This window comes from Pseudoalteromonas sp. SG41-5 (genome assembly GCF_014164495.1).
GTDB classification, from domain to species: domain Bacteria; phylum Pseudomonadota; class Gammaproteobacteria; order Enterobacterales; family Alteromonadaceae; genus Pseudoalteromonas; species Pseudoalteromonas rhizosphaerae.
Genome location: NZ_JACJFH010000005.1, coordinates 21640 through 42563 on the forward strand (window position 1 = coordinate 21640; position 20924 = coordinate 42563).

The window sequence follows — 20924 nt, forward strand, 5'->3', positions numbered from 1 at the left end:
AATGTAACAAAAATGATCGCTTAAATGCGCTCTAAAAACACCTCATTAATTCGCTTAACGTCTTTATTTAAGTATAATGCCAACAGTCTTTTAAGCTTTAAAGCGGCCCACAATGAAATACAAAGATCTACGTGATTTTATCGATTTATTAGAAAAAAAAGGTGAACTGAAGCGTATTCACCAAGAAGTTGATCCTTATCTTGAAATGACCGAAATTGCCGACCGCACACTACGTGCTAAGGGACCCGCTTTATTGTTTGAAAACCCTAAAGGTTATGATATCCCCGTACTAGCTAACTTATTTGGTACACCAGAGCGTGTTGCCATGGGAATGGGTAAAGAACACGTTAGCGAACTACGGGAAGTCGGTAAGTTGCTGGCATTTTTAAAAGAGCCAGAGCCACCAAAAGGCATTAGAGAAGCATTTAGCCAAATTCCAGTGTTTAAGCAAGTATTAAATATGCCTGCCAAAGAAGTTAAAAAAGCGCCTTGTCAGCAAGTTATTCTAGAAGGCGATGATGTTGATTTAACTAAGCTGCCAATTCAACACTGCTGGCCTGGTGATGTGGCTCCATTAATCACTTGGGGTTTAACCGTCACCAAAGGACCTTTCAAAAAACGCCAAAACTTAGGTATTTACCGCCAACAATTACTCGGTAAAAATAAAATCATTATGCGCTGGTTATCACACCGTGGCGGTGCTCTCGATTTTCAAGAATGGTGTAAAGAAAACCCAGGCCAACCTTATCCGGTATCGGTAGCATTGGGTGCTGATCCTGCGACAATCCTAGGTGCCGTCACGCCAGTGCCAGATACCTTGAGTGAATACGCCTTTGCCGGCTTGCTACGTGGTAGCAAAACAGAAGTAGTTAAGTCGATCTCCAATGATTTACAAGTTCCTGCCAGTGCTGAAATAGTTCTTGAAGGCTATATAATGCCGGGCGAAATGGCACCTGAAGGCCCTTATGGCGATCACACGGGTTATTACAATGAGGTTGATAACTTCCCTGTTATGACCGTGACCCACATGACACATCGTAAAGATCCTATTTATCACAGCACTTTTACTGGTCGTCCACCAGATGAGCCGGCAATTTTAGGGGTCGCACTCAATGAAGTCTTCGTACCTATTTTACAAAAGCAATTTCCTGAGATAGTCGATTTTTATCTACCGCCAGAAGGCTGTTCATATCGTATGGCGATAGTGACAATGAAAAAACAATATCCAGGTCATGCCAAGCGCGTGATGATGGGGGTATGGTCGTTCTTGCGTCAGTTTATGTACACAAAGTTTGTCATTGTCTGTGATGATGACGTTAACGCACGTGATTGGAATGACGTGATCTGGGCGATTACTACACGTATGGATCCCGCCCGCGACACTACTCTAATTGAAAACACTCCGATTGATTATTTAGACTTTGCATCACCGGTTTCAGGTCTTGGTTCAAAAATGGGTATGGATGCCACTAATAAATGGCCCGGCGAAACCACTCGTGAGTGGGGCGAACCCATTGTGATGGATCAAGCGACTAAAGATCGCGTCGATGAAATCTGGCAAAGCTTAGATATTCTTTAACAGCTCTTTTAGAGGCTATAAACTCACTATGCGGATATGTTATTATTGTTCAAATAAAGTGCGTATCCGCTAATTTAAGGTAAAACATGCAAACATTACACGCTGAAGTTGTCGCTATCAGCCCACTCACTGAATTTGTTCACAAAGTAATTTTAAAACCTGTTGAAAGCGTCACCTTTGAAGCTGGCCAATATTTGCAAGTAGTGCTTGGCGAAAAAGACAAGCGCGCGTTTTCAATTGCCAGCCGCCCTTCACAGTCTGATGAGCTAGAACTCCATATTGGCGCATCTGCAGTTGATTCATATGCAATGCAAACTTTAGAGCATCTTCGCCAAGCCCATGCTGAGAAAACTCAGGTGTTGATTGAAGCCGGCTTAGGCATTTCACAGTTGCGTCTCCAATGCGAACGCCCAATTATTTTACTCGCTGGCGGCACTGGGTTTTCATACGCAAAATCTATAGCTGATCATTTAAGTGAAATCGGTTGTGAGCGTCCGGTATTGTTCTATTGGGGTGTGCGTGAAGAGTCAGCCTTGTATGCGCATACTGAAATGCAAACATGGGCCGATAGCCGTGAAAACTTTACCTTTATACCAGTAGTTGAAAACCCAACAGCTAGCTGGACAGGCCACACAGGCTACGTACATAAAGCGGTGATGAACGATATCGTATCGCTTGCCCCATATGATATTTACATGGCAGGGCGTTTTGACATGATAGGTATTGTCCGCGATGATTTCCTAGCACATGGTGCAATTCGCGAAAACATGTACGCCGATGCATTTGCATTTATAAAATAGTATAACCAGAGTAACCAGAGTAACCAGAGTAACCAGCTTAATTTTTATCCGTAAGCTGGTTACTGACACTCCCTGACAGCCCGCTATGATTTACTTAGCTCTTCTTAAACAAGGAGAACTATGATGACCACAAATTTAATCGAAGTTGTAAATTTCAAACTAAAGACTGATACAAATTTAGCGCAGTTCCATATCGCTAATAATGATTTTCAGCGTTATATTGATAACCAATCAGGCGTACTTTACCGCTCCCTTGCTAAACAAGCCGATACCCAGCAATATAGTAGTATCATTTATTTTGCTACGGTTGCTGATGCCCAAAAACTGCGTGATACATTTTTTGATAATGCTATTTGCCAACAGTACACTTCTCTCATTGCAAAAGAATCGATAAAGCTGGAGCGTTTTGAAGTGCTTAGCCAAACAGCTTGCCAACAAAGCTAACACTGTATTTTTGAAAACAAGGATAACCAATGCACAAATCAGAGCGGCTATTTCAATTAGTAAACATACTTAAGAGTCGCCGCTTTGCGATCACTGCAAACGAACTTGCCAATAAATTACAGGTATCTCAGCGAACAATTTATCGCGATATTCAGCACTTACAGAGCTCGGGCGTGCCCGTTGAAGGTGAGGCAGGCACTGGCTATTTAATTACCGATTACGACCTACCACCGATGATGTTTACTCTTGAGGAGCTACAAGCACTGTTGTTAGGTAGTAAAATGGTCAGCGCTTGGACTGATCCACAGTTAGCGGCGAATGCCCAAGCTGCAATGACTAAAATTAATGCTGTGTTGCCTAACAAGTTAAAGCAACGCGTTGCAGAGCTGCCGTATTTAGTCTCTGCATTTCATCACGATAAAAGCCACCAAACGACCACTTTGATACTTCGTAAAGCCATCACTAATAAAACCTGCATTGAATTTCATTATCTAGATGTTAATCAACGACCAACTCAGCGTATTGTCGACCCTTTAGGACTGGTATATTGGGGCGCAAAGTGGACTCTTATCGCTTATTGTCAGTTGCGCAGTGACTACCGAGAGTTTCGCTTAGATCGTATTCAAAGCATTATTCCACTCGCCAAGGCATTTGATACTAATTCACAAAAAAGCTTAGCGCATTATATGGAGTTAGTGAAAGCCAAATACCAAACTCACTCTGATGGTCTGGCTCATAATTAAATTTAGCTGTGATTGTTGTTACCTATCAGCGCAATCAACATAAACAATTTCACAAACGGCCAATCCTTAACCATACTTTGAATAACTCATTAATTGGGAGAGACCCAAATGTTAAACACCAAAGTAAAAGATTTTATGCAGCGCAAGTTACCGCATATAACCCCTGAAACCGAGATGACCACAGCAATTGCAGAACTACAAAAATTCAAACTACTGGGAGCGCCAGTGTTTGATGATAATAAATGTTTAGTGGGCTTTATTTCTGAGCAAGAACTGCTAAAACCGTTAATGCAAAATAGTTATTTTTGTGACGGTGTGGTTAAGGTTTCACAACTGATGCAAACCGAGGTTGTAACCGTCAACGGCGACACCAACATAATGGAACTTGCAGAGCAAATGAAAACCGGTAAGCCGAAAAACTACCCTGTTGTAGAAGGCACTACGGTCATAGGCATGATAGGCCGTAGTGATATTCTTAAAGCCATGTTTGATAACTACCTAAGCTGCCAACGTGAGCATTAGGCGCATAATTTAATGGCTTGTGCATCGTAACTATCGAGCAGCGACTGCTTGCTTTAGTTGCTGTTTTTCAGCATCACTCAAGTATGCAATATCAAGTGCATTGGCTTGGGCTTTTTCCATATCAGCCTGAGTAAGGCCTGCAGCAGGTCCTGCAACCATGTATTCATGTTCAATTTCGATGCCTTCCACTGCGGGATCATCGGTATTAATACACGCTAAAATACCATGATCTAAGAAGCGCTTCAGTGGATGCACATCTAAACTGGCTACTGTGCTGGTTTGCACGTTACTAGTTAGGCACGATTCAATACCTATGCGTTTATCACGTAGGTAGTCCATTAGCTTGGCATCTTCAATAGCTTTGACACCATGGCCAATACGCTCAGCACCTAGCTCATTGATTGCTTGCCAAATACTGGCAGCTCCCAGAGCTTCACCGGCGTGAATCGTTGCGCTAAGGTAAGCATCACGTACTTGCTTAAAGTGATCGACAAATAACTCGCCCGGAAAGCCAATTTCATCACCAGCTAAGTCCACTGCAACTAAATCATTTTTAAACGCGAGTAAGGCATCTAACTCTTGCTGGCAAACTTTAGTGCCATAAGTACGTGATAATATACCAATCAGGTTAGCTTTAACCGTGCTACTTTGAGTCGCACTTTTAATACCATCAACTACAGCTTCAACCACACCTTGTGGATGTAAGCCTTGGCTTTGTGCCATGTAGTAAGGGCTAAAACGCAGCTCTACATAATCAAGACCTTGTGCTTGCGCATCTTCAATATTTTCGATAGCAATACGCCGACACGCATCGTAATCACCCAATACCGTGACGCCCCAGTCAAGCTTTTGTAAAAAGGCCATTAAGTTAGGCTCAGGATCGATAACTTGCACATGCGGTATTAAGTCTGCAACATTATCAGCAGGCAGCTTAATATTGAACTGACGACCTAAATCAAGAATAGTTTGCGCGCGGACATTACCATCTAAATGGCGATGGATATCTAGCAAAGGGAGTTTTTTATTGATCATAATTAGCACTCAGTTCAGTTAATTTGCGCGGATCATACGCACTTAAATCGGTAATTCAAGTTTAGATCATTTTGTTTGTATTATTGAGGTCATTTGTCAGCCCCGATCGATAAAAGTACTAAAAATTAATCAGTACTCTGTTGTAGGTAATGCCATATGGTTTTAAATAGCTTTTCGGCATCGATTGGTTTTGTTAAATAGCCATCCATACCAGCTGCGAGAGCTTTTTTAACATCATCATCATGAGCATTTGCTGACAGAGCAATAATAGGAAGCTGATGTATAAATAGCTCATCACGAATCACTTTAGTGGCTTGCAAACCATCCATATTAGGCATTTGAATATCCATAAGCACTAAATCATAACGGGTTTCAGAGACCTTCTCAATGGCTTCAAAACCGTCACTGGCAACATCAGCAATACACCCTTTGGTTTTTAATATAGCGGTAGCAACATGTTGGTTTAGCGGATTATCTTCCACCAATAGGATCTTAAATTCAGCAAGCGATAAAGTACTCGTGTCAATCTCAGCAAAGAGAGGCTCTAATTGCTCGGCTTTAGTGAGAGGCGAGATACGTGGTAAGGTAAAAGTGAAAGTTGAACCTTGTCCTTCCTCACTTACTAAACTAATATTTCCTCCCATCAATTCAACCAACTTTTTGCAAATACTTAACCCCAAACCTGTACCGCCGAACTGTCGCGAGGTAGAGCTATCGGCTTGTGCAAATGGTTGAAAAAGTTGCTGTTGAGCTACTTGGCTAATACCAATACCAGTATCACTGACACTAAAGTAAGTGACGTCTTGCTGCTGCCATACTTTGAGTGTGATTGTGCCTGTAGCGGTAAACTTAATCGCATTATTTAATAAATTTAGCAAGACCTGCTTTAAACGTATTGGGTCGCTATCTAGCTGTAGATCTGCGCTGTTATCTAGTTCTAATATTAATTTCAGCGACTTAATGTCAACGTCGAATTGCACCAAATTAACTAATTCATCAATAAGCTGATTTAACTCGATAGGCTCTTGTATTAAATCGAGTTTGCCAGCTTCCATTTTAGAGAAATCGAGTACATCATTTAATACTCGCAGCAACACACTCAGCGCACCATCAGCTTGTTCAATATAATGGCGGGCTTGTTGCCAATCTTGCTGCTGCAACGCTAAATAATGCAGACCTTTAATGCCATTGATCGGAGTACGTACTTCGTGACTCATATTCGCTAAAAACTGGCTTTTGATTTGACTTGCTTCATCTGCTTTTTGTTTTTCTTGACGCAACACTCGTGTTTGTTGAGCAACTTGCTCGCGCACCTGAATATTGGTGCCGGTCACTGAGATTAAAAAAGTGATCAGTAACCAAACAAATAACATCCCTAATATTTGTGCAAACCAGTACATTATCCATGACGTTTGTGTTGTTGGTTCAAATAACTGAACTTGCCAAATTCGCTGCCCGATAACTAACTGGTATTCACTCAGCAGTTCGCTATCAGTGCGAGATGCGCGGTAGATTAGTTGTCGCTGCTGCGCATCAGTCACATCGTAGAAGTGCATACTTATTTGACTGCGATGATTAAACTGCAAAGTATCAGCCAAGCGCGCTAAGTTAATAACGCCAACCACAAAGCCCCTAAAATCACCTTGCATATCTAAGTCACCAAAAACCGGAAAGAAAAATAATACCCCAGTATCATCATTGTTGCTTTGTACAAGCTTCATCGGCTCGCTAATAATCAACTCATTCAATGCTTTTGACATCATCATCACATCACGGATTTGCGCATTTGAGGCTAAATCAAAACCTACTACCCCTTCATTACCCAACATCGGATGTACATACTGTACAGGGTAATAACTGTCCCGTTTCGTCACACTCTGCCATTGTTGCTGGGGTGATTGCTCTTTTATATAAAATTCATTAAAGCCTTCTAGACGAATTTGTTGTTGGTATTGAGCAACCGTTGATAAAGGTACATTTGGCACCCATTCTAGGGCAAGTACTTCATTGCTGTAATTAAGTTGAGTTGTAGTAAAACGCTTAAATTCAGCGTAACTGACTTCATCACTACTGGCAAAAAAAGTAGAAAGCAGAGCTAAATGCGCCGATACCTCATCTAATTTATGATTTATTTCCAACCGCACTTCAGCTACTTTTGCTTCTTGCTTTTGAATATCTTTGTCTTTTTTCACACTTGCCGCAGCATAAAAGCTAATACTTATAACGACATAAATAAGGATTGAAGGTAAAATTACTTGTAAGCGATGGCGCATCTGCTCGTAATTAAAAGCCGCCAATATTAACGGTGTAAAAATTAACACCCCAATACTGTCGCCAATCCACCACGCCACAAAGTTATCAAAAGCGGTATGTACCGGTATTATATTATTGGACACCAATAAGCTAGTGCCTATCGCTGCAGCAATCACACAGCAAGCAGGCCCTGCAATGATCAAGCTTTGTACACTGTGTTTTAAAGAGGATAAGTCTAGCGGAGCTTTAATTATTTTAACGATGCAATAGCAGCCTACCCAGGCCTGCAAAACGGCTGCAAAAGATACAGCTAAAGCTTGTAAGAAAACCTGCCAATGCAGAATATCAGCAACACGATCGAGATGAATCATATTGGTGAGTAAAGCACCGAGCAAAACCCCAACTAAGGCGCGTCGCCCGCACAATAAAAACCCTGCAAGGGCAATGCCTGATGGTGGCCACGAAGCCACAGCATAACCATCAATAGCGAGCAGCGAATTACTGAAAAACCCAGTAATAAAATAAGCAAAAGTTAAACCAAACGTCAGAGTAAATATATTTTGCAATGCTCTGGCGCTCCTATTCAGGCCTCAACTAACTGTAATTACAAATAAAGGTCGAGTGCTTTTTGGGGTTGTGCGCTTTTACTATAACTAAGCTGTGCTTGTACTAAATATTCTTTGCTGTTCTCTGTGTTTAACGCTTTATCGAACACCCGAGCAGCAAGCTCATACTCACCATGAGCATTAGCTAAGCATGCAAGTGCCAGTAACAATGCTTGATTATCCGGCTCTTTTTTTAAAGTATCTTGTAAACTCGCCTGTAACTTTAATGCGTCTCCAGGGGCGGACACTTTTAATATATGTGCAAGCTCAATATGCTGCTCTGGTTTTTTCAGCATTTTAAGTAAACTTAATTCAATCTCATTTAAACGCCCAGCTTTTGCCATCGCAGCTAAGTAACAGCTATGCGCTTTTACTTTTACGTTTTTAGATAGTTGCTGATACTTATCGGTTAATTGCGATTCTGGCTGTGCCATAAAGTAGGTGGTTAATAATATCGACCATTGGCTATCTGTTAACGCTTTTTTACTTAGTAAACGCGGCATAAACTGCTCAAGCGCAGTCCATTTTTGCTGTTGCACAAGTACTTCGGCATACAATTTCAGCTCCAGCGCGGTGGCTTTTTTAGCTTCCGCTAACGCTTTTAATTCACTGCTTACTGTGCTGCAATCACCACTGGCTAACCAGAGTTTAGCCGCTTTTAGTTGGTTTTCTGGTGAAATTTGGTCAAGTAATCCAATCGCTTTGCTTGTGTCATTATTTTGTAAAGCCGCTTTAGCTAATAACGCATAGCGCACATCTTGCCAATTATCAGCCACGCTATTGTTCCCCAATGCCAGTTCTAGCTGTTCGCTATCACCACTGATCAGACTCCATACAGCTTGTTCAATCGCCGCTTGTTTACGCTCCTCACTACGGGCAAAAAAACGATGGCGAGTATTGCTGTATAAAGACAAAATATAACTAATAAGCTTATAAGTTAAATACAAACCCAGCGCGATAACCAAAATGGTCGCGCAAAAAGCAACGATAGACCCTTCAATAGTAGTTTTATTAAACGAAATTAATACATAACCCACTTCACCTATTAACATAGGCGATAAAGCAAGTAATACAGCAACTGCTAAAATAACCAATATTAAGCGGATCATTTTGCCCACTCCTTGATCTGCTCAGTACTTTGCAAAGTGATAGCTGGACTAAAGTTTAACTGCTCTTTGCTCAACTCCTGCAGCGCTTTAAGCGTACTTTTAGTTAGTGCTTCATCATGTTGGAAATAATCTTTTACTAATACTTCGGCTTGACTCAGAGCAGTAAAATAAATACTGGCTTGTTTAGTCAAAAGCGCATCTTGAGCTTGCGATAAATATAAACTTAATCGCTGTTGGATCAAATGACGCTCGTACTCTGTCAATAAAGGTTCAATAGCGATATCTTCACGTTGGCGAATTTTAATAAAGTTATCTTTAAATTGCTGCCACGAATTAGCTAAATTTTGCTGCCAATCACTAACGTTTTCGCTCAATACATGTTGCTCTTTTTGATCTACTTCTTGTGGTAATGCCACCGCATTGAAAACGAGCTTATCTACTTGCCCAAGTACACCGTGCAGCTTTAAATAAATTGCTTCTATTGCAACCGGCTCAACAGTGCTAAGCGCTTGCAAATCTTGATAAATTGCTTGGCGAATAGCGCCAGTTCCTGGATGCTCTGCTAATAACGTATCTAATCGAGTTAATACTGCCGCCGCTCCATTATAATCATGCTCAGCCCACAGTTTAAACTCAGCCATACGCTGCAAACTAGTCACCTCTTGTGGATTAAGACTATATGTTTGTTGCTCTGCACGCTGCAAGGCGGCTGCTAATTGTTTTGCCGTGTTATCTGCATTTTCAGCTAAGCTAGCAGCAACTTTTTGCTCACTATTAAACAGCGCTTGTTGCAAGGTTTGCTGCGCAACTTTCACTGCTTGCAGCTCTTTACCGAGTAATTGGTTGTCAGCTGATAACTGATTAACTAACAGATTTGCTTGCTGTTGTGTATGAAGTTTTTGGTAAAACTGAAAACCAACACCAGAGGCCACAATCAACGAGATAAGTAATGCTAAGCTGCCAGTTTTACTTATTTTTTGTTTGTTTTTTTGGTTCGTTTCTTGTTTCATAGCAAAGTCTTTTTTTGTTGCCGAAGCAGAGTCTGCAACCTTAGCATTCGCCTTGGTTGAACTGCTTGGCGTTGCTTTAGGGTCAGCAAGCTGTGATGTTGGCTTTGTATCTTCACTCATAATGTTACCTTCGCTAATACAAGTAAACATAGCGCTATCGCTTGCACCTGCAGCAATGTGTATATTTGCCGAGTCAATCTGTTGCGCCGCAAGGTATTCACTAATGCGAGCACTGGCAACATAAAACTGGCACTGTCTGATCCACTCTAATTGTTTTGCGCCCAATTCACGAAAAATCGCATCAACTGCCGCATTACTTGTTATGACTATACCTTTAACATCAAGGCTTTGCCAGTGGTCTAGCCAGTCAGTTGCATTACCTTCTACAGGGCCTCGTTGATAAACCACTAAATTATTTAAAAATGCCCCACGTTGCTTTAAGTTTTTTGCAATCGTTGCTCGGCCATCTTTACCTTTAACCAACACTATATTTAGACCATCAACTTGCTGTAATGATTTTAAAGCCAGTAATCCTTCAGAATCATGCAGTTTAGGCACGGCTGCTCGTACGCCGAATGCCTGCCAAATGGCCTCTGCCGTTTGTTCACCTACGGCATAAAATTGCGCTTTAGTATTGATATCGGGTTTAAGTGCCAACAATGCTTTGACAGCATCTTGGGAGATAAAAATAATTTTATCTGCATTCAGTAAAGGGGTCAGTTGAGTATTATCTGGGGTTAAGTAATCAATTTTCAAAACCGGAAATAAAGTCGCCTGATAACCCCCTTGCGACAGTTGCTCTGCAAGGTCGGCGCCTTTTCCATGTGGGCGAGTTATCAGGATCTGTGACATTTATGCGTCTCTATATACTTCAGCTAAAATTTTATCTGCGCCTAAAGCAAGTAACTGTTCAGCCAGTTGCACACCAAGCTGTTCAGCATCAATTGCTTTACCACTGATCTCAGCGCGTAAAATTTCGCTGCCATCAATTGCGCCCACTAAACCACGTAAATGTACTTGCTCGCCATCAACTAAAGCATAAGCGCCAATTGGTACTTGGCAACCACCTTCTAAACGGCGATTCATTGCACGTTCGGCATTAACACGAATACGTGTCTCGTTATGCTCAAGTGGTGCAAGTAACGCTTGGGTAACCTCGTCATCAATACGGCATTCAATACCTACAGCGCCCTGACCATTCGCTGGTAACGATTCTTCTGGTTCAATAAATGCTTTAATACGGTCATGCATCTGTAAACGAATTAAGCCAGCAGCAGCTAAAATAATCGCATCATATTGGCCATCATCAAGCTTAGCTAGGCGAGTATTGACGTTACCGCGTAAATCACGAATTTCTAAATCAGGACGCAGTTCACGAATTTGACACTGACGACGCAAACTCGATGTACCAACAATAGCACCTTGTGGTAGCTGTGCAATGTTGGCAAAGGTATTTGACACAAATGCATCGCGTGGATCTTCACGTTCACAAATTGTATGCAGTGCTAACCCTTCAGGAAAATCAACAGGTACATCTTTCATTGAATGCACAGCGATATCTGCACGGCCATCTAACATGGCCTGCTCAAGCTCTTTAACAAATAGTCCTTTGCCACCGATTTTTGCAAGTGGTGTATCAAGAATAATATCTCCTTGCGTCGACATTGGTACTAGCTCAACAGTAATGCCGGCATGGAAATGCTCTAGCTGTGCCTTTACAAATTCAGCCTGCCACAGTGCTAATGCACTTTTACGCGTAGCGATACGAATAAGTTGAGGTTTTTTTGTCACGTTTTCAGTCATAAAAGGAGTCCAATTAATTTTCTTTGCTGAGCCTAAAGGTGAATAAACACTTACTCAGCTAAAATGCGAAATTCTTTTTGTGCCAATAAATGGCCCTGTTCGTCAACAACATCAACACGCCAGTTGCCAACTTGTTCAGGTAAAATAGTTTTATTAGAGTAAGTGCGATACCGAGGAGACGTTACACCAAGCTCAATACTATCTAGCACTTCATTTTCATAGCGCCAAACATGCTTGACCGTCTGCCCTTGCATATTTTTAAGCTCACTAAAAAATGCCATTGTTTCAGTAAATTCATTTAAACGCACATCCGCTTTAAAAACATTAACGGGTTCACGATCAACCACTTCACGGGTCAATACTGCGCGGCTTACTTTGTCGGTATCAATTTTTGCACCAAGAGCAACGCTGGCAATATGTGCGGATGTAGCAAAACTATCTGGTTGCTCCGCACTAACGTCACTCTCTACTGGCTCATTATTGGTATTTGTAGCAACAATAGTATTAGCTGCAAGTGCTTGGCTTTGTTCGGGCTGATTACTATCAACAATTTGCTGCTCTGGGCTATCAGTTATCATCGCCATTTCTAGCGATTCACTTTTATCATCCACTACACTAGCATCATTACCATCATCAGCATTAATATCAGTGAGCGTCGACGCTTCGCTGATTACCTCAAACTCTGTATTGTCTGCTACCGTTGTTGAAGATGCTAAAGGCGCGTCTTCTTCGCTTGTCTGTGCAACAGACTCGGCGGGGCTATCAAGGGGTTGTTGTTGATCATTTTGCTCAGCATTAACGGAGCTCAACAGGCTATAAGTAAAAATAACTAACGCAAATATCATCAGTAGCGTAACGGTAACAATGCGCTGCCAATGCCATTGATAGGTTACCTCAGGCGCGATAGGTGCAGCCTCTCGACTCATACTTGCAGTGATCACTATTTTTTGTTTCATTTTAGCCTCGGCTACTCAACACTATTTAACTTAAGCGCGCGATCAACCAGTGGCGAATAGCCATTAGTTCTTCCCCGCAGAGCTGATGGCCCATTGGGTAATCTTGCCAACTTACATCCATGTTATGCGTTGTAAGTATGTCAAACGCATGACGACCTGCATCATAAGGTACTACTTGATCTTGGCTACCATGAGCCATAAATACCGACAAATCTGTATGTTTAGCTTCAGCCGTTAACTTATCTGGCACGCACATATAAGTCGAAAGCGCCATTACACCTGCCAGTTTCTGAGTTAAACGCGGTGCTAAATGTAGCGCAATAACGCCACCTTGAGAAAAACCAGCCAATATTATTTTATCTGCAGGAATACCTTTACCAAGCTCTTGCTCAATCAACTGCTCAACCTTCGCCGCTGATTCGCGTACCCCAGTTTCATCAGCACGCTTGTCTAGATCCATAGATTTAATATCATACCAAGAACGCATTGCCATACCACCATTTATGGTGACCGGTTGTACCGGAGCATGCGGGAACACAAACCGCACACCTAATTCATCAGGCAATGCAAGTTGCGATGCGACAGGTAAAAATCCATCGCCTGAATCGCCTAAACCATGTAACCAAATAATCGTTGCTTGATGCTGGCCTTTTGCCGCGTATTCTACAAACTCTAAACTCATAGTGCTGATTGCCATTCTACCGTTTGGCCAGCTTGACGCGTTGTTGCTTCATTCATAAACTGCCAAAATTCTGCGCCCGAGCGATTATCAATCCACTTATCGCCACGCAATTCAAAATGGTGACCATTAAACTTAGTCGCAACCCATACTTGATGCAAAGGAGCTTGCTTATTAATCACAATTTTACTGCGATCAGCAAAAATAATCTCCAAAATACCTTGTGCAGATTCATAGTCTAAGTCAGCTTCACAGTCATCCACTTGTTCTTCAATGGTAAACATAAGAGCTTCGGCTAATTGGTGGTATTCATGATCAGTCATTATTATTTCCTTTTACGGGCATTTAGCCAGATATTCGGTACGAATTGCATGCAGCTAGTGTAACAGGAATAAATTCATCCGCGAATAGCTGCATTTTTTAGATATTCTGTTAATCTGCGATTATAAAGCCAGCAACACGATTAATCTAATGAAAGAGATGCATCTTAAACAATTAAAACGACTTTCCCCACTTGGTGTACTACTCATCACTTTAGCTGGCTGCGGACAAAGCGGGCCACTGTATTTGCCAGAAGATAAAGCCGAGCCAAATAAACCACAACAAGTAACAACTCCAGTTACGCAAACACAGTCATCAACAACTGAATCGAAACAGGACCAATAATGGACTTTTTTGACTATAAAAATAATCAGCTGCATGCTGAAGACATCGCTGTCAAGGAGCTCGCCGCACAATACGGTACGCCTTGTTATATATATTCTCGCAAAACCTTTGAGCGTCATTACCTTGCCTTTGCACAGGCCGCGACCAATCATAAAAACTTAGTTTGCTATGCTGTAAAAGCCAATTCAAACATTGCTGTTTTAAATGTGCTGGCACGTTTGGGCTCAGGTTTTGATATTGTTTCTAAAGGTGAGCTTGCCCGCGTCATTGCGGCCGGAGGCGACGCTAGTAAAGTGGTTTTTTCAGGGGTTGCCAAAACAGCTGACGAAATTGCCTACGCACTCAAGCTCGGGATTAAATGTTTTAATGTTGAGTCTGTCTCAGAGCTAGATCGTATTTCACACGTTGCCAGCGAACTTAATTTAGTCGCGCCAATTTCAATTCGTGTAAACCCTGATATCGATGCGAAAACCCATCCGTATATTTCAACGGGTTTAAAAGAAAATAAATTCGGTATCGATATTCTTACTGCAACAAGTGTTTATCAGTATGCTGCGTCATTGCCTGGCCTAAAAATCACCGGGGTTGATTGTCACATTGGCTCACAGCTGACTGAAATCAAACCATTTCTCGAAGCACTAGACAAAGTACTGGCTCTAATTGACGATTTAAAAGCCAACGGTATTGAACTCAGCCACTTAGATATTGGCGGCGGTTTAGGCGTACCATACAATGGCGAAGCGCCACCGCATCCAAGTGAATATGTGGCACATATCACCGATCGTTTAACTGATTATCAACACTTAGAGCTTATTTTTGAACCGGGCCGTGCGATTGCTGCCAATGCGGGTATTTTGGTTACAAAAGTTGAGTTTATAAAACAAAACCAAGATAAGTTTTTTGCAATCGTTGATGCCGGTATGAACGATATGTTGCGCCCTGCTTTATATCAAGCATGGCAAAAAATTGTGCCGGTAACGCCTCGTAATGACGACACACCCACATACAACTTTGATATTGTCGGTCCGGTGTGTGAAACCGGTGACTTTTTAGGTAAAGATCGCCTGTTAGCCTTACAACAAGGTGATTTACTTGCCCAGCGCAGCGCTGGTGCCTACGGCTTTACCATGAGCTCAAATTATAACTCACGGCCACGTGTGGCAGAGATCATGGTCGATGGCGAGCAGAGTCATTTGATCCGCGCGCGTGAAACTCTGGAAAGTCTATGGCAAGGCGAGAAAATTTTACCATAAACTTTTTGTAACGAGGCTGCTCTGTGGCATGATTAGCGCAGAGCAACCCGAATTAGAGCGCTATGTTAGTTAATTTTTCCAAAATGCACGGCCTAGGCAACGATTTTGTTGTAATTGATAACATTACACAAAACGTTTTCTTGTCACGAGACCAAATAAAAAAACTGGCAGATCGCCATTTCGGCATCGGCTTTGACCAACTATTAATGGTTGAAGCGCCTTATTCTCCCGATCTTGATTTCCATTATCGTATTTTTAATGCTGACGGTAACGAAGTAGAACAATGCGGCAATGGTGCTCGGTGTTTTGCCCGTTTTGTACGGATGAAAGGCCTTACTAATAAACATAAAGTCACCGTATCTACCAAATCAGGTAATTTAACCTTATACATAGAAAAAGATGGCCAAGTCACCGTCAACATGGGTCACCCTAATTTCGAACCGAGCAAAATTCCACTCAAAGCGACTAAGCGTGAACTGACTTATATTATTCGAGCAGAAGAACACACCGTATTTAGTGGTGCAGTATCAATGGGTAACCCACATTGTGTACTTGAAGTTGATGATATAGAGACAGCTGACGTCAGCACTTTAGGCCCGCTACTTGAAAATCATGAACGTTTTCCACAGCGCGTTAACGTGGGGTTTATGCAAGTGATTAATTCTGAGCATATTAAATTGCGAGTTTGGGAACGTGGCGTTAACGAAACGCTCGCCTGCGGTACAGGCGCATGTGCAGCAATGGTAATTGGCCAAATTCAAAGTAAATTATCCACTACAGTACAGGTCGATTTACCGGGCGGTAGTTTGCAAATTCGCTGGCAAGGTGAAGGCCATCCAGTGCGAATGACCGGCCCTGCAGAGCATGTATTTGATGGGCAGGTCGCTTTATGAGTAACTCAAACGACCAAGTAACTAGTGAGCAAGTGAGTGAGTTTTTACAACAAAACCCATTGTTTTTAGCTCAAAATCCAGCACTATTAGCCCAACTTGAGCTGCAGCAAGTACAAGGCGCAACCTCATTGGTGCACATCCAACAGCGTCAATTGCGTGAACACAACACCATGTTGAAAAGCAAAATTGACAGCTTAATTAAGCACGCAAAAGAAAATGAGCTAATTTATAGCTTGTTCAGCGAGTGTCATCGCCAGCTTTGGACTAACTACGACTTTAAAACTTTAGCAATAAACTTACGCAATATTATTTGTACTAATCCGGCGATTAATGAATGCCACTTGCTTAAGTATGATAAAAAGTTTGCGCAACTAATTGAACACCGCTTAGAGCATAATGGCGTTTATCTGGGTCGCGTAAATCAGCAAGAGCGAGATTTACTGTTCAGCCCTGCTACACAATCAACTGCGCTCTATTTAATTGGTAACAGTCAGCACCCTATCGCTATTTTGGCCTTTGGCAGTGATGATGCAAACCACTTCGAACCGGCAAAAGATAGTTTATTTGTACTTGAGTTTGTTCGCTCACTGCAACTTAGACTGTTGGAATTGGAACTAGAGCAGGCATGAGCGAGCAGCAGCCGCCAAATGTTGAGCAATTATGTGACAAACTAAGCGATAAGTGGCGCACGCCAATCCTATTATTTAGTGATTATCTGCGCTTCGAAAGACAATACTCACCACACACTATCAGCCAGTACACCAGCCAACTTAACTTCGCTGCATTGTATTTCAGCAAACTGTGTAATGATTGGTCAAGCGTACAGGGTGAGCATATACGCCGTTACAGCATGCAGCTTAGAAGCAAGCAACTAAGTGGCCGTACGATTAGTTTAAAGCTCAGCTGCATTCGCAGTTTGTATAAGTTTTTAAAGACCAAAGATAACTGTCAACAAAACCATTATCATAATCCGGCAGAAGCAATCAAAGGCCCCAAGTTTGCCAAACCCCTGCCTAAAAACCTTGATGTAGACCAAATGGCACGGTTACTTGATATTCACGATGATGATCCTCTTGCAGTTCGCGATCAGGCGATGATGGAGCTGATGTATTCGTCTGGCTTACGAATTAGTGAGTTAGTTGGTGCCAATATACAAGATATAAATCGCAGTGCGGGGGAAATATTAGTCCGCGGTAAGGGCAACAAAGAACGCCTGTTACCAGTGGGAGGCAAGGCGCTAGAATCATTAAATAAATGGCTTAAACTACGCCCTCAATTTGCTCATCCAGAAGAAATTGCAGTATTTGTCAGTAGCAAAAAGTGCCGTATTTCAGCACGTCACGTTCGGCTTCGCATGCAAGAGTGGGGAATAAAACAAGGTATTAGCAGCCAAGTACACCCACATAAATTACGCCATTCATTTGCATCACATATTTTAGAATCATCGGGTGACTTGCGAGCAGTACAAGAGTTATTGGGTCACAGCAGTTTATCGGCCACCCAAGTGTATACCCATTTAGATTTTCAGCATTTAGCTAAAGTGTATGACAACACGCACCCTCGCGCTAAAAAACGTTCAAATACCGACTAGCCAGGAGCTTATATGATCCGCTTTAATCGTGCCATTTCACCTTTTACCGTATTGAGTTTTGACTTAGACGACACCTTATACAATAACCATCCGATAATTACAGCAGCCGTTCAAGCACAGATAAATTATCTAAATGCATTGCCAAACTGGCAAGCACAAGGTAAAGACTATTGGCAACAATGCCGTGAGCAGGCGCTACTTGATAACCCCGAGTTAGTCGACAATGTTACGCAGTGGCGCAAAAGCACTCTGCGTACAGCACTGGCAAAGCTTGGTTATCAAAACGCAGAGCTCGAACACCATGCTAATAATGCTTATCAAGCATTTGCTGATGCCCGCAGCCAAATTGTAGTGGATGATAAAGTGCTCGATTTACTTTCACAACTGAGTAAACGCTATCGCTTAATTGCTATTACCAATGGTAATGTAGAAATTGAACGTTTTAACTTAAATGGTGTATTTGAACTGGTTTTACAAGCAGGTATTCACGGTAAAGCTAAACCTCATACCACGATGTTTGAACAGGCCGCCGCCGCGCTTGGCGTCCCAACCCAGCACATTTTGCACATTGGTGATAGTTTAGACACCGATGTACAAGGTGCGCATAATGCGGGTTGTCAGTCACTTTGGTTAAATGACCAACCAGCTAAATATGCCTACAAAGGCTTAGCCGATATTGAAATAACTGATATTCAAGCGCTTAAACACTTTTTAAGCCAGCCATAATATTCTAGGAGCGAGCAATGAAAGGGACTGCTGTTACTAAATTTATCACGCTGCTGCTACTGCTATCAGTGGCACTTAATGGCTATTTATTGTGGCCACAACAGCAAGCAACAGCCCCACAAGCAGCCGTTAAATTGTCGCCATCAGTTATCGTTGAAAACAATCAGCAATCACTCTATCAGCAAGCTCTACAGCAATTTAATCAGCGACAGTTTACGGCTGCCTTAGCCAGCTACCAAGCATTAACTACAAGCCAGCCATTACAAGCTGAACAACTTTACTTTTTATGGTTAGATAAACTCGATAACTGGTTAAAAAATAATGAGCTCACAGTTGCTGAGACTTTTTTGCAATTATTTTTAAATAGCTATCCATACGATATAAATATGTTACAGCTTGATGCCGAACGTTTAGTGAAAAACCAGCAGCTACACCAAGCTATTGTTGCGTTATTATCATTGCAATCACTTGCCAATGAAAGCCAGCAAGCAGCCATTAATATGCGTTTAATACAATTGACCATGGCACAAATAAAAACGCTTACAGAGCAGCACGCGTGGCAAAAAACCATTAATCAAACCTTAGTGTGGCTTGATTATGATAACGAAAATCCTAATTACTTATTCGCACTCGCTAATGCGTATTACCATCTCGGTGACCTGCTAAGCGCGCAAGCAACATTAGATCGCTTTCCTTTGGAGCATCCATTACAAGCGAAAGTTGCTGAATTACAAACACGCATAGCACAAGCGCAAAGCGGTATTGATCTGGTGCCATTACGTCCATACGGCGCACACTATTTATTAGATATGCAAATCAACGATGCGCTCAACACCCAACTAATGATAGATACCGGGGCAAGCTTTACCGTATTACCAAATAACGTATTTCAAGCATTACGGCCAATACCCGACTATATTGATAGCTTAAGCATCAATACCGCCAACGGCCAAGTAATCGCAAAACGTTACCAACTTGATTCAATTTTAATTGGCCAGCAATATATTGAAAACTTTGAAGTGTTAGTAATTGATAACCATAGTGGGTATGGATTACTCGGCATGAATTTTTTACAGTTGTTTAAATTTAATATTAATCAACAAACTAATCAGCTAGAGTTAGCTAAATAAGGATGACTATGACACTCAACGATTTTTTAAGCCGTCTGGCTAATGAGCCACACACTATTGCATTTGCCGATACGATGGCAGTGATTGAAGCAAACTATACTTTTACAGCCTGCGCATTCAATAACCACGGCTTAAAAAGTGCCGTTGGTGAAAATAATGGCTCATGTAAAATTTTTGCTTTTGCTAAACTAAACCAACTAAGTAAACAAAATACTCTAGATTGCTTTGGCGCGTTTTATCGTGATGATGTACTTGGCAATCCTAATGAGCACGATCACATGAACATTCGCACATTTATGTTAGCACCAGAAGTAACCCCCTTCTTGGGCATTACTTTTGATGGCGAACCATTAACAGCTAACTAAGTGATTTTTCCATAAAGTAGCGGGTGCCAGAGCGAGGATAATTATCGAGTTGATATTTAACTTCATAACCACGATGTTCATAAAATGGTTTAGCTTGAAAATCTAAAGTATCAAGCTGAACTTGCAGCGCACCTAACTGCTTACCCTTTAATTCGATCGCGCTAAGTAACTTACTAGCTAGGCCTTGACCGCGTGCTTTTTCATCACACCAAAGCCAATTTATTTGTAACCAGTTACCAAATAATTGAGCAGCTACAGCCGCCACCACTTGCTGATTTTCATCAACAAATTTACACCCCAATGGCAGTCTTTGTGCATCAAAGTAAGCTTGATTATAAGCAACTATTTGCTCACGCAATAACTGTTCTAATACCTGTGAATCATCATTTTCAAACTGATACATGGTCGCTTTTTACCAAGTTAAAAGGTCAGTTTAAATGACTAGCAAGTTAATATAAATGATTTTTACCGTAAGGCACCTCAAGCATATTACTGCCCACTTTTTCACTCTGGCCACACATTTCATCGTATGCACTGGTATGACGCAATACCATTTGCGCATAACTAAGGTGGTCGAGTCGTTTTTGAATATGCAATGGACTTAAGCCACGAATAAACTCCCCTTGCTCATCCGTTACATAATACTCAACATTGTTGATCATCACCGACACTTGGTATAAAGCCATTTCCAATGAGTGAACAATAACTTTTTGCAAAGGCTGATGGTTTTTAAGTTCTGATAATTTTATCGCCATGGTGAAACCC

23 protein-coding genes are annotated in these 20924 nt (G+C 41.8%); 13 read left to right on the forward strand and 10 right to left on the reverse strand.

Annotation, left to right across the window (positions count from 1 at the left end; all coding sequences use genetic code 11):
• Window positions 1-112: 112 nt before the first annotated feature.
• From ubiD to H5232_RS02385, 5 genes are all read left to right on the forward strand, one after another.
• Window positions 113-1579 carry a 4-hydroxy-3-polyprenylbenzoate decarboxylase gene (gene ubiD, locus H5232_RS02365; RefSeq protein ID WP_145239922.1) on the forward strand — a complete coding sequence of 489 codons (1467 nt, stop codon included), beginning with the start codon at window positions 113-115 and terminating at the stop codon, window positions 1577-1579.
• Window positions 1580-1665: 86 nt separating this feature from the next.
• Window positions 1666-2379: an NAD(P)H-flavin reductase gene (fre, locus tag H5232_RS02370; protein ID WP_182739433.1), complete on the forward strand. Its 714-nt coding sequence runs from the start codon at window positions 1666-1668 to the stop codon at window positions 2377-2379.
• Between the two features lie 120 nt (window positions 2380-2499).
• The gene (locus H5232_RS02375) at window positions 2500-2823 is read left to right on the forward strand and encodes a hypothetical protein (RefSeq protein WP_259398747.1); all 324 of its coding nucleotides are present in this window, start codon (window positions 2500-2502) and stop codon (window positions 2821-2823) included.
• 29 nt (window positions 2824-2852) lie between these two features.
• Complete coding sequence (locus H5232_RS02380) at window positions 2853-3566, forward strand: YafY family protein (RefSeq protein WP_145239926.1); 714 nt, start codon at window positions 2853-2855, stop codon at window positions 3564-3566.
• Window positions 3567-3674: 108 nt separating this feature from the next.
• On the forward strand, window positions 3675-4088 hold the full coding sequence (locus tag H5232_RS02385) for a CBS domain-containing protein (protein ID WP_149982176.1): 414 nt from the start codon (window positions 3675-3677) through the stop codon (window positions 4086-4088).
• Between the two features lie 30 nt (window positions 4089-4118).
• On the opposite strand, the gene add is transcribed toward H5232_RS02385, so the two are convergent.
• The 8 genes from add to cyaY all read right to left on the reverse strand — a co-directional run bounded on the left by add (window position 4119) and on the right by cyaY (window position 13858).
• Complete coding sequence (add, locus tag H5232_RS02390; protein ID WP_182767392.1) at window positions 4119-5120, reverse strand: adenosine deaminase; 1002 nt, start codon at window positions 5118-5120, stop codon at window positions 4119-4121.
• Between the two features lie 125 nt (window positions 5121-5245).
• Window positions 5246-7939, reverse strand: coding sequence for a CHASE domain-containing protein (locus tag H5232_RS02395; RefSeq protein WP_182739434.1), 2694 nt, complete (start codon window positions 7937-7939; stop codon window positions 5246-5248).
• 38 nt (window positions 7940-7977) lie between these two features.
• Window positions 7978-9087, reverse strand: coding sequence for a heme biosynthesis HemY N-terminal domain-containing protein (locus H5232_RS02400; protein ID WP_182783412.1), 1110 nt, complete (start codon window positions 9085-9087; stop codon window positions 7978-7980).
• Complete coding sequence (locus H5232_RS02405) at window positions 9084-10949, reverse strand: uroporphyrinogen-III C-methyltransferase (RefSeq protein WP_182783413.1); 1866 nt, start codon at window positions 10947-10949, stop codon at window positions 9084-9086. Before H5232_RS02405 ends, H5232_RS02400 begins: the two co-directional genes overlap by 4 nt.
• On the reverse strand, window positions 10950-11888 hold the full coding sequence (gene hemC, locus H5232_RS02410; protein ID WP_149982317.1) for a hydroxymethylbilane synthase: 939 nt from the start codon (window positions 11886-11888) through the stop codon (window positions 10950-10952).
• 62 nt (window positions 11889-11950) lie between these two features.
• A complete protein-coding gene (locus H5232_RS02415; RefSeq protein WP_182767394.1) occupies window positions 11951-12856 on the reverse strand; it encodes a DUF2914 domain-containing protein in 906 nt (301 codons plus the stop codon).
• Between the two features lie 25 nt (window positions 12857-12881).
• Window positions 12882-13538, reverse strand: coding sequence for an alpha/beta hydrolase (locus tag H5232_RS02420; RefSeq protein ID WP_149982182.1), 657 nt, complete (start codon window positions 13536-13538; stop codon window positions 12882-12884).
• Window positions 13535-13858: an iron donor protein CyaY gene (gene cyaY, locus H5232_RS02425; RefSeq protein WP_145239944.1), complete on the reverse strand. Its 324-nt coding sequence runs from the start codon at window positions 13856-13858 to the stop codon at window positions 13535-13537. Before cyaY ends, H5232_RS02420 begins: the two co-directional genes overlap by 4 nt.
• A gap of 148 nt (window positions 13859-14006) precedes the next feature.
• On the opposite strand from cyaY, the gene H5232_RS02430 reads away from it, so the two are divergent.
• The 8 genes from H5232_RS02430 to H5232_RS02465 all read left to right on the forward strand — a co-directional run bounded on the left by H5232_RS02430 (window position 14007) and on the right by H5232_RS02465 (window position 20159).
• Window positions 14007-14201, forward strand: a complete 195-nt coding sequence (locus tag H5232_RS02430; RefSeq protein ID WP_149982183.1) for an LPS translocon maturation chaperone LptM — start codon at window positions 14007-14009, stop codon at window positions 14199-14201.
• Window positions 14201-15454 carry a diaminopimelate decarboxylase gene (gene lysA / locus H5232_RS02435; RefSeq protein ID WP_149982184.1) on the forward strand — a complete coding sequence of 418 codons (1254 nt, stop codon included), beginning with the start codon at window positions 14201-14203 and terminating at the stop codon, window positions 15452-15454. The genes H5232_RS02430 and lysA overlap by 1 nt, the downstream gene beginning before the upstream one ends.
• Before the next feature lie 62 nt (window positions 15455-15516).
• Window positions 15517-16347 carry a diaminopimelate epimerase gene (dapF, locus tag H5232_RS02440; protein WP_145239950.1) on the forward strand — a complete coding sequence of 277 codons (831 nt, stop codon included), beginning with the start codon at window positions 15517-15519 and terminating at the stop codon, window positions 16345-16347.
• Window positions 16344-16976, forward strand: a complete 633-nt coding sequence (locus H5232_RS02445) for a DUF484 family protein (RefSeq protein WP_182717475.1) — start codon at window positions 16344-16346, stop codon at window positions 16974-16976. Before dapF ends, H5232_RS02445 begins: the two co-directional genes overlap by 4 nt.
• On the forward strand, window positions 16973-17938 hold the full coding sequence (locus tag H5232_RS02450; RefSeq protein WP_182783415.1) for a tyrosine recombinase XerC: 966 nt from the start codon (window positions 16973-16975) through the stop codon (window positions 17936-17938). Before H5232_RS02445 ends, H5232_RS02450 begins: the two co-directional genes overlap by 4 nt.
• A 12-nt stretch (window positions 17939-17950) precedes the next feature.
• Window positions 17951-18664, forward strand: coding sequence for an HAD-IA family hydrolase (locus H5232_RS02455; protein ID WP_149982187.1), 714 nt, complete (start codon window positions 17951-17953; stop codon window positions 18662-18664).
• A gap of 17 nt (window positions 18665-18681) precedes the next feature.
• Complete coding sequence (locus H5232_RS02460; protein WP_145239958.1) at window positions 18682-19794, forward strand: retroviral-like aspartic protease family protein; 1113 nt, start codon at window positions 18682-18684, stop codon at window positions 19792-19794.
• Between the two features lie 8 nt (window positions 19795-19802).
• The gene (locus H5232_RS02465; protein WP_145239960.1) at window positions 19803-20159 is read left to right on the forward strand and encodes a HopJ type III effector protein; all 357 of its coding nucleotides are present in this window, start codon (window positions 19803-19805) and stop codon (window positions 20157-20159) included.
• Here the strand turns inward: H5232_RS02465 and H5232_RS02470 are convergent.
• Both H5232_RS02470 and H5232_RS02475 read right to left on the reverse strand, forming a co-directional pair.
• Complete coding sequence (locus tag H5232_RS02470) at window positions 20152-20562, reverse strand: N-acetyltransferase (protein WP_182717477.1); 411 nt, start codon at window positions 20560-20562, stop codon at window positions 20152-20154. The two genes, H5232_RS02465 and H5232_RS02470, sit on opposite strands and share 8 nt — an antisense overlap.
• Window positions 20563-20608: 46 nt before the next feature.
• Window positions 20609-20914, reverse strand: a complete 306-nt coding sequence (locus H5232_RS02475) for a DUF6482 family protein (RefSeq protein ID WP_145239964.1) — start codon at window positions 20912-20914, stop codon at window positions 20609-20611.
• Between the last annotated feature and the right edge of the window lie 10 nt (window positions 20915-20924).

What these genes read in the sequence shown, in the direction of transcription:
- ubiD (WP_145239922.1), top strand. Translation starts at nt 113, where the DNA reads ATGAAATACAAAGATCTACGTGATTTTATCGATTTATTAGAAAAAAAA.
- fre (WP_182739433.1), top strand. Translation starts at nt 1,666, where the DNA reads ATGCAAACATTACACGCTGAAGTTGTCGCTATCAGCCCACTCACTGAA.
- H5232_RS02375 (WP_259398747.1), top strand. Translation starts at nt 2,500, where the DNA reads ATGATGACCACAAATTTAATCGAAGTTGTAAATTTCAAACTAAAGACT.
- H5232_RS02380 (WP_145239926.1), top strand. Translation starts at nt 2,853, where the DNA reads ATGCACAAATCAGAGCGGCTATTTCAATTAGTAAACATACTTAAGAGT.
- H5232_RS02385 (WP_149982176.1), top strand. Translation starts at nt 3,675, where the DNA reads ATGTTAAACACCAAAGTAAAAGATTTTATGCAGCGCAAGTTACCGCAT.
- add (WP_182767392.1), bottom strand. Translation starts at nt 5,120, where the DNA reads ATGATCAATAAAAAACTCCCTTTGCTAGATATCCATCGCCATTTAGAT.
- H5232_RS02400 (WP_182783412.1), bottom strand. Translation starts at nt 9,087, where the DNA reads ATGATCCGCTTAATATTGGTTATTTTAGCAGTTGCTGTATTACTTGCT.
- H5232_RS02405 (WP_182783413.1), bottom strand. Translation starts at nt 10,949, where the DNA reads ATGTCACAGATCCTGATAACTCGCCCACATGGAAAAGGCGCCGACCTT.
- H5232_RS02415 (WP_182767394.1), bottom strand. Translation starts at nt 12,856, where the DNA reads ATGAAACAAAAAATAGTGATCACTGCAAGTATGAGTCGAGAGGCTGCA.
- H5232_RS02420 (WP_149982182.1), bottom strand. Translation starts at nt 13,538, where the DNA reads ATGAGTTTAGAGTTTGTAGAATACGCGGCAAAAGGCCAGCATCAAGCA.
- cyaY (WP_145239944.1), bottom strand. Translation starts at nt 13,858, where the DNA reads ATGACTGATCATGAATACCACCAATTAGCCGAAGCTCTTATGTTTACC.
- H5232_RS02430 (WP_149982183.1), top strand. Translation starts at nt 14,007, where the DNA reads ATGAAAGAGATGCATCTTAAACAATTAAAACGACTTTCCCCACTTGGT.
- lysA (WP_149982184.1), top strand. Translation starts at nt 14,201, where the DNA reads ATGGACTTTTTTGACTATAAAAATAATCAGCTGCATGCTGAAGACATC.
- dapF (WP_145239950.1), top strand. Translation starts at nt 15,517, where the DNA reads ATGTTAGTTAATTTTTCCAAAATGCACGGCCTAGGCAACGATTTTGTT.
- H5232_RS02445 (WP_182717475.1), top strand. Translation starts at nt 16,344, where the DNA reads ATGAGTAACTCAAACGACCAAGTAACTAGTGAGCAAGTGAGTGAGTTT.
- H5232_RS02450 (WP_182783415.1), top strand. Translation starts at nt 16,973, where the DNA reads ATGAGCGAGCAGCAGCCGCCAAATGTTGAGCAATTATGTGACAAACTA.
- H5232_RS02455 (WP_149982187.1), top strand. Translation starts at nt 17,951, where the DNA reads ATGATCCGCTTTAATCGTGCCATTTCACCTTTTACCGTATTGAGTTTT.
- H5232_RS02460 (WP_145239958.1), top strand. Translation starts at nt 18,682, where the DNA reads ATGAAAGGGACTGCTGTTACTAAATTTATCACGCTGCTGCTACTGCTA.
- H5232_RS02465 (WP_145239960.1), top strand. Translation starts at nt 19,803, where the DNA reads ATGACACTCAACGATTTTTTAAGCCGTCTGGCTAATGAGCCACACACT.
- H5232_RS02470 (WP_182717477.1), bottom strand. Translation starts at nt 20,562, where the DNA reads ATGTATCAGTTTGAAAATGATGATTCACAGGTATTAGAACAGTTATTG.
- H5232_RS02475 (WP_145239964.1), bottom strand. Translation starts at nt 20,914, where the DNA reads ATGGCGATAAAATTATCAGAACTTAAAAACCATCAGCCTTTGCAAAAA.